Consider the following 12,900-nt stretch of genomic DNA (forward strand, 5'->3'; position numbering starts at 1 on the left):
CGCGGGTGATTGCGCAGTTCCCCGCGCCCCTGGGAGGCCGGACCGTCGTCGCCTGCGGGCCCGTCGTGGCTTGTCGCGCAGTTCCTCGCGCCCCCGGAGTGACAGGCCGGACGCCGGGTGCGGGCGCGCCTTGGCGTCGGCTCGGGCTGCCGGGCCGAGCCCCGTCGGGGGCGCGGGGAACTGCGCGGGCCGCCCCCACTCAGCCGCAGTCGAGAGCCGGACGGGAGCTGCCCCGGCACCTGGTGTGTCGACTGCGGGTGCGTGGTGGCTGGGCGCGCAGTTCCTCGCGCCCCCGGAGAGACAGGCCGGACGCCGGGTGCGGGCGCGCCGTGGCGTCGGCTCGGGCTGCCGGGCCGAGCCCCGTCAGGGGCGCGGGGAACTGCGGGGCCCGCCCCCACTCAGCCGCAGTCGAGAGCCGGACGGGAGCTGCCCCGGCACCTGGTGTGTCGACTGCGAGTGCGTGGTGGCTGGGCGCGCAGTTCCTCGCGCTCCCAAAAAGCCGGGCCGCCGTCGGGTGCGGCCGGGGTCGGACGGCCGGAGCCGACCGCTCCCGGCCCGCCCGTCGTGCGGCCCTCGGCCTGCCGGCGGACGTCAGCTCATGGTCTGCTCGCTCCTGATCACCGCGAAGCGCGCCCCGTACGGGTCGGCGAGCTTGGCGATCCGGCCGACCCCCTCCACGGACGTGGCGGGCATCCGGACCGCGCCCCCCAGCTCCCGTGCCTTCGCGACCACGTCGTCCACGTCCGTGACCTCGAAATAGGGCAGCCAGTACGCTCCCGCCTCCTGCTCCGCCGGGTCGTCGGCCAGCGGAACGGCACCGCCGAACATGGCGTCCTCGCCGCCCTCCGAGGGGTTGATGCAGGTGTAGACGCCGCCGGGGAACGGCATGGCCGAGGTCTCCATGCCCAGTACGGAGTGGTAGAACGCCGCCGCGGCGGCGATGTCCGGTGTGTACAGCTCGACCCAGCACAGGGAACCGGGCTCACCGGCCACGTCGAGGCCGCGGAGTGCGGCGGGCTGCCAGAGACCGAAGGGGACGCCCGCCCTGTCGGTGAGGATGGCCATGCGGCCCTTGTCCATGATGTCGTCGGGCGGCACCAGCACACCGCCCCCGGCCTGCTCGACCGCCTTGGCCGTGGCGTCGGCGTCCGGGCTCTGGAAATAAACGGTCCACGACGGCGGGCCCTGCTCGGGGGTGGTCTGCATACCGCCCGCCGCGGTCCTCCCGGCCGTCTGGAAGAAGCCGTATCCGCCGGAATCGGATCCCGCCGACTGGAAGTCCCAGCCGAAGAGGCCTCTGTAGAAGGAAGTGGCGCCGTCGATGTCGGGGGTGCCGAGATCGAGCCAGTTCGGAGCGCCGGTGACGAAACGGGTGGTGAGCATATTGCCCTCCTTTGCGGGGTCCCGTGCCTGCACTGCCGAGTCTTGCACCGCCCACTGACAATCGCTGCCGGAGCGGGGTGCTGCCGCGGGCCGGGTGGGGGTTCCCCCCCGGCCCGCGGCTGAGTCTGGCGTTCGCCTGCGGCCCGGTGGGGGTGGGCCGCGCAGTTCCCCGCGCCCCTGACGGGGCGTGCGCAACCCTGGCAATCCGCCGCGCGTCAGCCGACGACCGCCCCGCGCCCCTGACGGGGCGCTCGGAACCATCCGTCGGCCCGGTGGACGCCTTGGCCGTGGCAGGCGTAGTGAATCCGTTGGGGATTCCGCCGCGCGCCGCTGTGCTCCTGCGCCCTACCGGGAGCATCATCGGGTCCGTTGCGTCGCCGGAGCGGGTGAGGCGCTTCAGTTCAGGCGGTCGGGGCGGTGTCGCGCGGGGGCTCGTTGAGTCCGCGTTGATCGAACGTTTTTCGAGCCGCGACACGATCCCGGCATGCACAATGACACCACCGCCGCCGCGCCCGACCTCTCCTGGCAGGAACAGGCACTGTGCGCCCAGACCGGCTCCGACTTCTTCTTTCCCGAGCCGGGCAGCTCGGTCCGTGAGGCGAAGCAGATCTGCGGAATGTGCGACATGCGCTCCGCATGCCTCGAATACGCGCTCAACCACGACGAACGCTTCGGCGTCTGGGGCGGCCTCTCCGAGAAGGAACGCCTCAGCCTCCGACGCGCCCGGCACTAGCGCAACACCGGCTAGTCACCAGCGGCGCATCGGAATTTCCGAGCGCGTCGCGGCTTCCGGCAGGCACAATCCAGCGCATGGTCCCCACCCCGCGGCAGCAGGCCGAGAGTCTGCTGAACGCCCTCGATCCGCTGCCGTATCCGCTGCGTATGCGCGAACTCGCGGCGCGAATGCGGGAAATGGTGGAGGTGCGTCCGCTGTTGGACGAGCTGGAGGTGCGCGGGTCCTACGGGCGAGGGCTCGCCGTCGTCGCGGCGGCCGTCAGCCGGGACGCCGGCTGGGTCGGCGCGCGTCTCGCCGACCCGGACTCCTTCGTGCGCGGACACGCGCTGCGGGTGGCCGGCAGCCTCCATGTGCCCGATACCGCCTACGAGTCGGCGCTGGCAGACGCACCCGAGGCCGTACGCCGGGACCTGCTGCGGGCGGTGATCTCGGACCGGCGCACCGCGCTGGCGGACCGGCTCGTCGACCCGCTGCGCGACGAATGGGGCGACGCGGAGGCGGCACGCCTGCTGCCCGGCTGCTCACCCGGCACGGCCGCCCGGCTGCTGCCCGCGCTCTTCCACGCCGTGCGGGGCTGGACCTCGCTCGGCAGACGGCACCCGGACGTCCTGCTGGACGTGGTGGAGGGCGAGTTGGCAGCGCTGCCCGCGGCACTGCGCGACACCTGGTGGCGGCGGTACGCGCAGGCCGTGACGTCCACCGTGCCCTCCCGGCCGCTGCGTGCGCTGGAGCTGGTCGAACGCTTCGCACCCGCCAGGCACCCGCATCAACTCCAGCACCAATGGGCCGCGTTCGCGGCCGTCGCTCCGGAGCGGGTGCTCCGCCTGCTCCTCGCGGGCGACGGCCCTCCGGCCGGCGCCGTGCGCAGTCGTCCGCTGCTGCGCAGGCTGGCCCGGTCGGAGGGCTCGCGAAGTGGTGAACTCGTCGCGCTGGGATCGGTGTTGGCCGACCACGGCGATCTCGCCGCTCTCCTGACGGCACTCCCGCCCGCCCGCCGGTACGCCTTCTACGCCGAGGTGAGGGCCGGCCGCGGCCCGGGAGGCAGAGGCGCCCTCGTCGACGCCGTCGTCCTCGATGCCCTGCCGCGCAGTTGCGTCGCGAAGGAGGCACGCCGGATTGCCGCCGCGGCCCGCGGGAGCGGCGCGACCTGGCACACCGTCCTGCTCGCCGAGTCCTATCTGCCGGTCGGCCAGGTGCGCGAGCGGCTCGTCGAGGCGACCCGTCGGCCCGCCGCCGAAGACCGTGCCGTGGCCTGGCCGTTGCTCATCGACAACGCGGCCCGCTCCGGCGACCCCGCCGCCGTCATCGGCGTACTGGAGGAGTCCGCCCGGCTCCGCAACGAGCAGGACCCGGTACGGCAGCCGGCCCTGTGGGCGTTGTCCCGTATCCCGCCCACCCTGCTGACCGAGGAGGCCGAGGCGCACCTCGACACGATCGTCGCCGACGCCGTCGACGCCCGGGACTCCTCGCCGGGGAGCCGGCGCAACCTCAGCCGGCTCGCCGTGTCCGTGCTCCGCGAGCACGCGGCGGGCGGCTCAAGGGAGTTGGTCAACTGGGCCCTGCGCACCCTCGTACGGATCTCCGGCAACACCGGCGGCGCCGACCTGGGCCGGCTCGACGCGACGCTGCGCCGGGGGCAGGAGCACCAGGTGTACGAGGCGCTGCGGCCCTGGATCGAGGCCGGAGCGGAGAAAGCCGACTACGGACTCGCCTTCGCGCTGGCCCGGGCCGTGGGGCGGCGCGCCGCAGGGATGACCGATCTGCAGGAACTCCTGTGGCAGGCAGTCCGGTTCGGGAACAACGCGACCGTCCGCTCCGCCGTCGAGCTGTGGCTGGAGCCGCCCGCCACCCGGGACGAGAGAGCCGCGCGCGTCCTCGCCCTCGACCCCTCGGCGGGGACGCTCCGGCCCGTCCTGGCCGTGCTCACCCGCCGCCGTACCGACCTCCTCGACGTACTCCTCGCGGACACCCCGCCGTACGGGCGCTTCCTCACCCGGGGCAGCGCGTGGACCGCACCCGTGGGACCTGACGTACGACGCTGGCTGCCGCGGCAACAGGACGCCCTGGTACGGAAGTTGGCTGCGTCGGCCGCCGACGCGGGGCTTCCCGCGTATGCCAGGGCCGCCGCCGTCGAGCAGGCGGCGCGCGTGCCGGGGCGGGGCGCCGAGGTCGCCCGCCGCTGGACCGGCTCGCGGAACACCGTGCTCGCGGAGGCCGCGCTCGGCGCGCTCGCCCACACCGACCGGCCCGGTGACACGCTCCCCGAACTGCTCGCGCACGCCGGCGACGACCGGGCCCGTGTCGCCGTGTACGCGGCCACCCGGGTGTCCCGGCACGTGGCGCCCTCCGTGCTCGTGGACCGGCTGCGGGACGTGCTGACCGCGCCGGGCACCAAGGTGACCAGCCGCAAGGAGGCCGCCCGGCTCGCCGCGGCCCGGCTTCCCGCCCCGGTGGCCGCCCGCCTCCTCGCCGAGACGTACCGGCGGCCGGGCACACACCTTGACGTCCGGGCCGCGTGTGTCGCCTTCGCGGGCTCGCTGCTCGCCCAGGAGCCCGTGTGGACGCTGCTGCACGACGCCGCCGGGGCCGAGCCCGTGCTCCGCGCCGCCGTGCTGCGTGTCGTACCCCTCGATCTGCCGGAACGGCATCGTGAGCGGTACGCCCGGCTCGTCCGCGACGTGTCCACGACCGACGACCCGCCGACCGCCGTCCTCGCCCACGGCGCCCTGGCCCGCTGGGCACCCTGGTGCCCCGACGCGCCCACCGTCCTGGCCGCCGCCACGGCGGACCTGACGAACCGCACGAGCTGGCGGGCCGCCGCCCACGGCCTGGTGCTCGCGGCGATCGGTTCGGACGGGGGAGCCGCGGGAGTACGAGCCGCCCTGCGGGCGCTGGTGGAGGCAGAGGCGGAGACGGAGGCTGCTCGGGAGGCAGGGGACCCGGAGCACGTGTACGACGACGGCGGCGCCCTGGGTGAAACCCCCACCGACACCGGTACGGACGCCGATGCCGACGCCGAGCCGCTCCGGGACCGGCCCGCCCGGCAGCGCGTCGACCATCTCGTCGTGTGCCTGGCGCAGCGGGCCGAAGGTCACGTCGGGCCCCTCCGCGCGGCGGCCCTCGGCGCCGCCGAACTGCTGGCGCGGTACGACGGATTCGTGCCCCAGGCCGCCGCGCTCACGGTGGCCCATCTCGATCTGGACGCGGAGGCGGAGCACGTGGACGCGGCCCTGTCCCGGCTGGCCGCGCTGACGGACGGCCGCCCGGCGCTCGCGGCCGCGACCGCCGCCGAACTCGCCGACCGGCTGGAGCACGGGACACACGAGGGCGATGCCGAGACACTTCTCGGCGTCGCCCGACGGCTCACCTCGCACGGTGGTCACAGCGAGGGACTGCTCGCCACCGCCCTCACGGCCGCCCTCGGCACCCGTACGGACTGGCGGCAGCCGTGGCGCGACCGGCTCGGAGCACTGCGCCGCCACCCGGTGGCCGACGTCCGCGACGCGGCGCTGGCCCGGACGACGGCGTACGAGTGAGCGATGCCCCGTTCCCGGCACACAGGCCGGGCACGGGGCATCGGGTCAGACATCGGGGCACCCGCCGCGAGGCGGATCACACGGCGCTTGAGCGCATCCCGGTCGCGGAGCGGATCACACCGCGGCGGCGCGGGCCGCCATACGGGCCTTGCGGGCCGCGAGCTTCTCGTCGAACTTGGCGGCCTCGGCGTCCAGGCCGCCCATGTACAGGCCCAGCTCCTCCTGCGCCTTGAGGCCCTCGGGGCCCAGGCCGTCGATCTGCAGGACCTTGAGGTGGCGCAGCACCGGCATCAGGACGTCGTCGTGGTGGATCCGCATGTTGTAGACCTCGCCGATGGCCATCTGCGCGGCGGCGCGCTCGAAGCCGGGCATGCCGTGTCCGGGCATCCGGAACTGGACGATGACGTCCCGCACGGCCTGCATGGTCAGGTCGGGGGCCAGCTCGAACGCGGCCTTGAGGAGGTTGCGGTAGAAGACCATGTGGAGGTTCTCGTCGGTCGCGATGCGCGCCAGCATGCGGTCGCAGACGGGGTCGCCCGACTGGTGTCCGGTGTTGCGGTGCGAGACGCGGGTCGCGAGCTCCTGGAAGGCGACGTACGCGACGGAGTGCAGCATCGAGTGCCGGTTGTCCGACTCGAAGCCCTCACTCATGTGCTGCATACGGAACGCTTCGAGCTGGTCGGGGTCCACGGCGCGCGACGCGAGCAGGTAGTCGCGCATCACGATGCCGTGGCGGCCCTCCTCGGCGGTCCAGCGGTGCACCCAGGTGCCCCAGGCGCCGTCGCGGCCGAAGAGGGAGGCGATCTCGTGGTGGTAGCTGGGCAGGTTGTCCTCGGTCAGGAGGTTCACGACGAGCGCGATACGGCCGAGCTCGGTGACCTTGGACTGCTCCTTGCCCCAGGCCTCGCCGTCCTCGAAGATGCCGGGGAAGTTGCGGGCGTCGGACCAGGGCACGTACTCGTGCGGCATCCAGTCCTTCGCGACCTTCAGATGCCGGTTGAGCTCGGTCTCCACCACTTCTTCCAGAGCGAACAGCAGCCGGGCGTCGGTCCAGTCGGAGGACGGGCTGCCGAGATGGGGAGAAGTGATCGTCACGGGGGCTCCAGGGGGACGTATGTGCTGAGCGGTGGTACAAACCTACGGCATCGTAGGCTACGTATCCGTAGGTTACGGTGCCGTAGGTTAAGCGCGCTGTAAAGAGCCCTGAACAGGAACGATCTCCGGGAAGATCGATTCAGCGGACATACGGAGGCCACCCGTCCGGCGGATCCGTCCGATTGATACGCAGGTCCCGGGGCCGGACGCGCGGGTTACCGCCGGTCTCAGGTGTACAGCTCGCGCAGCCGGACCGAGAGGCACGTCACACAGCCTTCGAGCTTCTCGAACTCGCCGATGTCGACGAGGACGGGTTCGAGACCGAGCCCGGCGAACAGATCGGCGGTCTTCGGCGCGCTCGCCGCCATCAGCAGCTTCCCGCCGCCCAGCAGGACGACGTGCGAGCCGGCCTCCTCCGGTACCGCCAGGAAGCGCGGGAACAGCGACGGCGTGTCCACCAGCGGCTCGTACCCGATGATCGTGCCGTCCGGCAGCGCCGTGACGGCCGACTTCAGGTGCAGCACCTTGCTGACCGGTACGGCGACGACCCGCGCGCCGAGCGGCTCGAACGTGGCCCGCAGCTGCTGGATGCCGGCGCCGTTGGTGCGTCCGCCCTGGCCCACGTAGATCGTGTCGCCGACCTTCAGGACGTCACCGCCGTCGAGCGTGCCCGGCTCCCACACCCAGTTCACCGAGCAGCCGAGCCGGGCCACCGCCTCCTCGACCCCGGCGGTCTCGCCGCGCCGGGACTCCGCGCCAGGGCGGCCGATCAGCGCCACGTTGCGGAAGACGACCACCGCGTCCTCCACGAACACGGAGTCCGGGCAGTCGTCGGCGGGCTCCGCCTCGACGGTCTCCCAGCCGTGCGTACGCAGTGCGCCCGCGTACGCCTCCCACTGGTCGAGCGCCAGCGCGAGGTCGACCGGCGTGCGCTCCAGGTGCGTGACGAGACCTTCGGCCAGGCGGGGGCTGGGACGGCGGATGAGGGCCTTCTGGCTGGGCACGTGCGGCTCCGTCTCGGCAGGGTGTTGTCCCGCACATCATGCAGGCCCCACCCACGCCACAACAGCCCCCTGTTTTGCGGGCCCCCGCAAGGGGCGCGGGGAACGGCGCGCTCAGCCCCCACGCACCCGCACGCGACGACGGCCCCGTAAGGGGCGCGGGGAACGGCGCGACCAGCCCCCACGCGCCCGCACGGTATGAACAACCGTCGACGCCCCCCGGTGGGGGAACTGGCACCACACAGGTCGTGGGTACCGTGCGGCCCCGGTGGGGGCGGGCCGCGCAGTTCCCCGCGCCCCTGAAAGGCGGGGCTGCGCCCCTTGGGGCGTGGGGTCCGTGCGGCTCCGGTGGGGGTGGGCCGCGCAGTTCCCCGCGCCCCTTACGGGGCGGGGCTGCGCCACCGCCCTCAGGGGCGGGGCTGCGCCACCGCCTCGGGGGACGTTTCCGTCAGGGCCCCGTCCAGCAGCAGCCACCGCGTGATCCCGATCGACTCCAGGAACGGCACGTCGTGGCTGGCCACGATCAGCGCCCCCTCGTACGACTCCAGCGCGGTGGTCAGCTGCCGCACGCTCGCCATGTCGAGGTTGTTCGTCGGCTCGTCGAGCATCAGCAGCTGCGGTGCGGGCTCGGCGAGCATCAGCGCGGCCAGGGCCGCCCGGAACCGCTCGCCGCCGGAGAGCGTCGCCGCCCGCTGATCGGCCCGCCCGCCCCGGAACAGGAAGCGGGCCAGCCGCGCCCGTACCCGGTTGTTGGTGGCGCCCGGCGAGAAGCGGGCCACGTTCTCGGCGACCGTCAACTCGTCGTCGAGCACGTCGAGTCGCTGCGGCAGGAACCGCAGCGGCACATGGGCCACCGCCTCCCCGGCAACCGGCGCCAGCTCCCCGGCGATCGTCCGCAGCAGGGTCGTCTTGCCGGCCCCGTTGCGCCCGATCAGCGCGACCCGCTCGGGCCCGCGCAGATCGAAGGAGCCCGCACTCGCCCCGTACGCCAGCTCCAGGTCCAGGAGCGTGAGGACGTTACGCCCCGGCGGTACGGCCGTGTAGGGCAGGTCGACGCGGATCTCGTCGTCGTCCCGCACGGCCTCCACGGCGTCGTCGAGCCGTTCCTTGGCCTCGGCGAGCTTCTCCTCGTGCATGATGCGGTGCTTGCCCGCGGACTCCTGGGCCGCGCGCTTGCGTGCCCCCATCACGATCTTCGGTTCGCGCTTCTGCTCGAACATCTTCTGCCCGTACCGTTTGCGACGCGCCAACTTGACCTGTGCGTCGGCCAGTTCGCGCTTCTGTTTCTTCAGGTCGGACTCGGCGACGCGCACCATCCTTTCGGCCGCCTCCTGTTCGGTGGCGAGGGCTTCCTCGTACGCCGAGTAGTTGCCGCCGTACCAGGTGACCTCGCCGGAGCGCAGATCGGCGATCTGGTCGACGAGGTCGAGGAGTTCGCGGTCGTGGCTGACCACGACCATGACCCCGGAGTAGGACTCGACGGCCGCGTACAGCCGTCGGCGCGCGTACAGGTCGAGGTTGTTGGTGGGCTCGTCGAGGAGGAGCACGTCGGGCCGGCGCAGCAGCAGCGCGGCCAGCCGCAGCAGGACCGACTCGCCGCCCGAGACCTCGCCGATGGTGCGGTCGAGTCCGATGTGTCCGAGACCGAGTTCGCCGAGCGTCGCCAAGGCGCGCTCCTCGACGTCCCAGTCGTCGCCCACGGCCTCGAAGTGCTCCTCGGAGACGTCGCCCGACTCGATGGCGTGCAGCGCGGCGCGCTTGGCCGCGATGTCCAGCACCTCGTCGACCCGCAGCCCGGTGTCGAGGGTGACGTTCTGGGGCAGGCGGCCGACCTCGCCCGCGACACGCACGGTGCCCTCGGCCGGGACGAGTTCTCCCGAGATCAGTTTCAGGAGCGTGGACTTCCCCGATCCGTTGACGCCGACGAGCCCGGTCCTGCCGGGTCCGAAGGCGACTTGGAGGTCCTCGAAGACGGGAGTGCCGTCGGGCCAGGCGAAGGAGAGGGAGGTGCAGGTGATGGAAGTGGGGGTACTGGACATACAGGCCTCGCAGTGCTGGATGCGGTCAGGGCGACACGTATCGAGACACCGGGAGGCGGCGACGGCCGGAAGGACGGAATCCTCCGGGGGGATCGCGGAGCACGGGAAAAGCCCTGTTCCGCGGGACGGCTCGGAGCCGAGGTCGCACGCTGCGCACACACGGACAGTGTGTGACGCGGTGTCTCAAGACCTCAGACGAGCAACGTCCTTCTCCGTTCGGCGACAACAGGACCGCTTTACACCGTAGGAGGGGACCCAGCGCCTGTCAACGAATTAAAAATCGCCCTCGCCCTCGCCCCGGCCCCCGCCCTGCCTCTGACCCGACCCCGATTCCCACGCCCCTTGCCTCCGATTCCACCGCCCCCGACCGCCCGAAGGAGACCCCGTGCCCATCGGCCCGCTCTCGCTGCCCGCCCGTCTCTGCCTGCTGGCCTGGGACACCTCCAAGCTCAAGGTCACCAGCTCTTCCCAGCTCCCGAACCTGGTCCGGGCAGGCGCCCTCACCGAGCTGGCACAGCGCGGACTGCTGGCCGACGCGGACGGTGTCGCCACGCCCACCGACCCGGACGGCAGGACCGGGGACCCGGTCCTCGACGGGCCCCTGGAACTCATCGAGGAGTCCCGGCCGCACAAGTGGAAGACCTGGGTCAGCCTGCGGGCACGCATCACGCTGGACGCCGTACAGGCGCAGCTCGCGGCGGACGGATATCTGCGGGCCGAGAAGACCCGGGTGCTCGGCGTCTTCCCGTCCGTGGAGTACGAGATCGGTCGCGTCGCCGTCGTGGAGGGGCTGCGCGCGGAGGCCAGGCAGGTGCTGGAGGGACCGGTGCCCGTGCACGAGGTGTCCGAGCGGGACGCGGCGCTCGTCGCCCTCGCGGCGGCGGCCGAACTGCGCACGCTGGTGTCGGGCAGGGAGCGGCGCCAGTACGAGGAGCGGCTCGCGGCGCTGACGGAGCGCAGCGGGACGGCGACTCCGGTTCTGCGGCACGCGGTCCAGGAGGTCCGGTCGGCCGTGTCCGTGGCGATGGCGGCACCTGGCGTCCCGGGGAACTGAGGGCACCGGGGAACCGAGCGGGCAGCGCTCACGCTCGGCCGACGCGCCACCGACCCGGAGGAGTCGTTCAGTCGGTAGAAGTCGGTAGAAGTCGGTCAAGAAGGGATCGCTGTGCGGGAGACGCTCAGAACGAGTCGCGCAGCAGTTCGGCGAGGTCGTGGTCCAGGTCCTGGTGCAGGTGCTCAAGACCGACGGGCACCAGCGCCGTCGAACTCGCCAGGAAGTGCCGCAGCTCGCCGGCGCGCACGTGGATCACGGCGGTGCCCTCCGGAGCGTGGAACTCCAGGACGATGCGGTCGTATCCGTACGGCCGCACGCGCACGTCGCCGTGGCCGACCTCCTCCTCCAGGCCCGAGGCGAGCAGTTCGCGGGCGAAGGTCCAGCACACCTCCACCCCTTCGAGCGTGGACGGGGCGGGGAAGGACATGCGGACCGCGAAGGGATCGTGCGGGTCGTAGCTGAGCGTCGCGGGAATGCTCGGCATCCGCGGCGCGGCGGCGACGAGGCGGGCCTCTACGGGCTGCTCGATAACGGTGGACAACGCCTTGCTCCCTTGTGACGTGCGGACGAACTGCGGACGGATGAGCCGGGCACTTGTAAGGACGTCGGAATCGGCCAATCCGTGCCTGCGAAAACGCATGAAGTCCTAGTGACCTCCGTCACCGCCTTCAATCACGGGAGTGATCGTTGATTTCCTGAGTGACCGCTGATGCCTCCCGGGGCATCTGGACGTGATCGGGGGAGTGGGCTAGCTTCGCCCGCCATGAGGGGCTTGGGCAAGACGCGACGCACGAGTAACAAGGGATTCACGAGGCGCCTGTTGGCCGTGGGGGTGTGCGGAGCGGCGTTCGCGGCCGCGCTCGCGGGATCGGCGCAGGCGGACGGAACCGCCGATCAGGGGCCGAGTGGCGGGAAACCGACGCACCGGGAGCCGCATCGGCAGCCGCACTGGGAGCTGAAGGACAGCGGTACGGACGCGCGGTTCCGCGGCCTGGCCGCCGTCAGCCGGAACACGGCCTGGCTGGCGGGTTCCAAGGGCACCGTCCTGCGGACCACGGACGGCGGCAAGAACTGGCGGAACGTCTCGCCGCCCGGAGCCGCCGAGTTGGAGTTCCGTGACGTCGAGGCCTTCGACGGCAGGCGTGCCGTGGTGCTGGCCATCGGCGAGGGAGAGGCGTCCCGGATCCTGCGCACCGACGACGGCGGCGCGACCTGGACCGAGTCCTTCCGCAACACCGACGCCAAGGCCTTCTACGACTGCGTGACCTTCTTCGACGCGCGCCACGGCCTGGCGATGAGCGACCCCGTGGACGGCAGGTTCCGCATCCTGTCGACCGGGGACGGCGGCCGTTCGTGGAAGGTGCTGCCCGCCGACGGCATGCCGGCCGCCCAGGAGGGTGAGGCGGGCTTCGCCGCCAGTGGGCAGTGCCTGGTCAGCTCCGGCCCGAAGGACGTCTGGCTCGCCACGGGCGGGGCGGCACGCGCGCGTGTGCTGCACTCCGCCGACCGAGGCCGGACCTGGACCGCGACCGACACCCCGGTCCCGGCGGGCGACCCGGCCCGCGGAGTCTTCGCGCTCGCCTTCCGCGACCGGACGCACGGCATCGCGGTCGGCGGCGACTACCGCGCCGACCAGGCCTCGCCGAAGGCGGCGGCGGTCACCGGGAACGGGGGCCGCACCTGGTCGACGGCCGCCACACCGCCGCCGGCCTACCGCTCGGGCGTCACCTGGCTCCCGCACAGCCGCACCTCCGCGCTCGCGGTCGGCCCCACCGGAACCGACCTCACCACGGACGGCGGCCGCACCTGGCGCACACTGGACACCGGCTCGTACGACACCGTGGACTGCACCCCTGACCTGGCCTGCTGGGCCTCAGGGGAGAAGGGCCGGGTGGCCCGCCTGGAACGCTGACGTCCCGGTGTCGGAGGCCTGCCCTAGGGCCTGTCTGACAATTCCCGTCTGCCGCGCGACGCCATGCACCCTCCCCCAGCCTCCGGCCGGGGGGACCCCCACTCGCCGCACCGGGCGCAGAGCCAAGTACGTCCAGTACGAGGC

The 12,900-nt window shown here is 72.8% G+C and carries 9 protein-coding genes; 4 read left to right on the forward strand and 5 right to left on the reverse strand.

All coding sequences use genetic code 11. From position 1 onward, the window contains the following. Window positions 1–591: 591 nt before the first annotated feature. The gene (locus tag ACFWGJ_RS33510; RefSeq protein ID WP_387332165.1) at window positions 592–1,383 is read right to left on the reverse strand and encodes a VOC family protein; all 792 of its coding nucleotides are present in this window, start codon (window positions 1,381–1,383) and stop codon (window positions 592–594) included. Window positions 1,384–1,867: 484 nt separating this feature from the next. Between ACFWGJ_RS33510 and ACFWGJ_RS33515 the strand changes: the two genes are divergently transcribed. Together ACFWGJ_RS33515 and ACFWGJ_RS33520 are read left to right on the forward strand one after the other, a co-directional pair. Then, window positions 1,868–2,116, forward strand: a complete 249-nt coding sequence (locus tag ACFWGJ_RS33515; RefSeq protein ID WP_387332167.1) for a WhiB family transcriptional regulator — start codon at window positions 1,868–1,870, stop codon at window positions 2,114–2,116. Between the two features lie 77 nt (window positions 2,117–2,193). Continuing rightward, window positions 2,194–5,655 (forward strand): hypothetical protein, encoded by a 3,462-nt coding sequence (locus ACFWGJ_RS33520; RefSeq protein WP_387332169.1) that lies wholly within the window; start codon window positions 2,194–2,196, stop codon window positions 5,653–5,655. Window positions 5,656–5,769: 114 nt separating this feature from the next. On the opposite strand, the gene ACFWGJ_RS33525 is transcribed toward ACFWGJ_RS33520, so the two are convergent. From ACFWGJ_RS33525 to ACFWGJ_RS33535, 3 genes are all read right to left on the reverse strand, one after another. Beyond that, complete coding sequence (locus tag ACFWGJ_RS33525) at window positions 5,770–6,750, reverse strand: acyl-ACP desaturase (RefSeq protein ID WP_189772256.1); 981 nt, start codon at window positions 6,748–6,750, stop codon at window positions 5,770–5,772. A gap of 227 nt (window positions 6,751–6,977) precedes the next feature. Continuing rightward, window positions 6,978–7,754, reverse strand: coding sequence for a dimethylargininase (gene ddaH, locus ACFWGJ_RS33530; RefSeq protein ID WP_387332172.1), 777 nt, complete (start codon window positions 7,752–7,754; stop codon window positions 6,978–6,980). A 404-nt stretch (window positions 7,755–8,158) separates the two neighbouring features. Beyond that, the gene (locus ACFWGJ_RS33535; RefSeq protein ID WP_387332174.1) at window positions 8,159–9,790 is read right to left on the reverse strand and encodes an ABC-F family ATP-binding cassette domain-containing protein; all 1,632 of its coding nucleotides are present in this window, start codon (window positions 9,788–9,790) and stop codon (window positions 8,159–8,161) included. Window positions 9,791–10,175: 385 nt separating this feature from the next. Between ACFWGJ_RS33535 and ACFWGJ_RS33540 the strand changes: the two genes are divergently transcribed. After that, window positions 10,176–10,844, forward strand: a complete 669-nt coding sequence (locus tag ACFWGJ_RS33540; RefSeq protein ID WP_387332176.1) for a GPP34 family phosphoprotein — start codon at window positions 10,176–10,178, stop codon at window positions 10,842–10,844. A 124-nt stretch (window positions 10,845–10,968) separates the two neighbouring features. Here the strand turns inward: ACFWGJ_RS33540 and ACFWGJ_RS33545 are convergent, their stop codons facing one another. After that, entirely contained in the window at window positions 10,969–11,385 is a 417-nt protein-coding gene (locus tag ACFWGJ_RS33545; RefSeq protein WP_387332178.1) for an SsgA family sporulation/cell division regulator, read from the reverse strand. 222 nt (window positions 11,386–11,607) lie between these two features. Here ACFWGJ_RS33545 and ACFWGJ_RS33550 point away from each other — a divergent pair, with 222 nt between their 5' ends. After that, window positions 11,608–12,756, forward strand: coding sequence for a WD40/YVTN/BNR-like repeat-containing protein (locus ACFWGJ_RS33550; RefSeq protein WP_387332180.1), 1,149 nt, complete (start codon window positions 11,608–11,610; stop codon window positions 12,754–12,756). Window positions 12,757–12,900 lie beyond the last annotated feature (144 nt).

Origin of the sequence: Streptomyces sp. NPDC060205 (assembly GCF_042728395.1) — a bacterium.
Taxonomy (GTDB): Bacteria; Actinomycetota; Actinomycetes; order Streptomycetales; family Streptomycetaceae; genus Streptomyces.

What these genes read in the sequence shown, in the direction of transcription:
- ACFWGJ_RS33510 (WP_387332165.1), bottom strand. Translation starts at nt 1,383, where the DNA reads ATGCTCACCACCCGTTTCGTCACCGGCGCTCCGAACTGGCTCGATCTC.
- ACFWGJ_RS33515 (WP_387332167.1), top strand. Translation starts at nt 1,868, where the DNA reads ATGCACAATGACACCACCGCCGCCGCGCCCGACCTCTCCTGGCAGGAA.
- ACFWGJ_RS33520 (WP_387332169.1), top strand. Translation starts at nt 2,194, where the DNA reads ATGGTCCCCACCCCGCGGCAGCAGGCCGAGAGTCTGCTGAACGCCCTC.
- ACFWGJ_RS33535 (WP_387332174.1), bottom strand. Translation starts at nt 9,790, where the DNA reads ATGTCCAGTACCCCCACTTCCATCACCTGCACCTCCCTCTCCTTCGCC.
- ACFWGJ_RS33550 (WP_387332180.1), top strand. Translation starts at nt 11,608, where the DNA reads ATGAGGGGCTTGGGCAAGACGCGACGCACGAGTAACAAGGGATTCACG.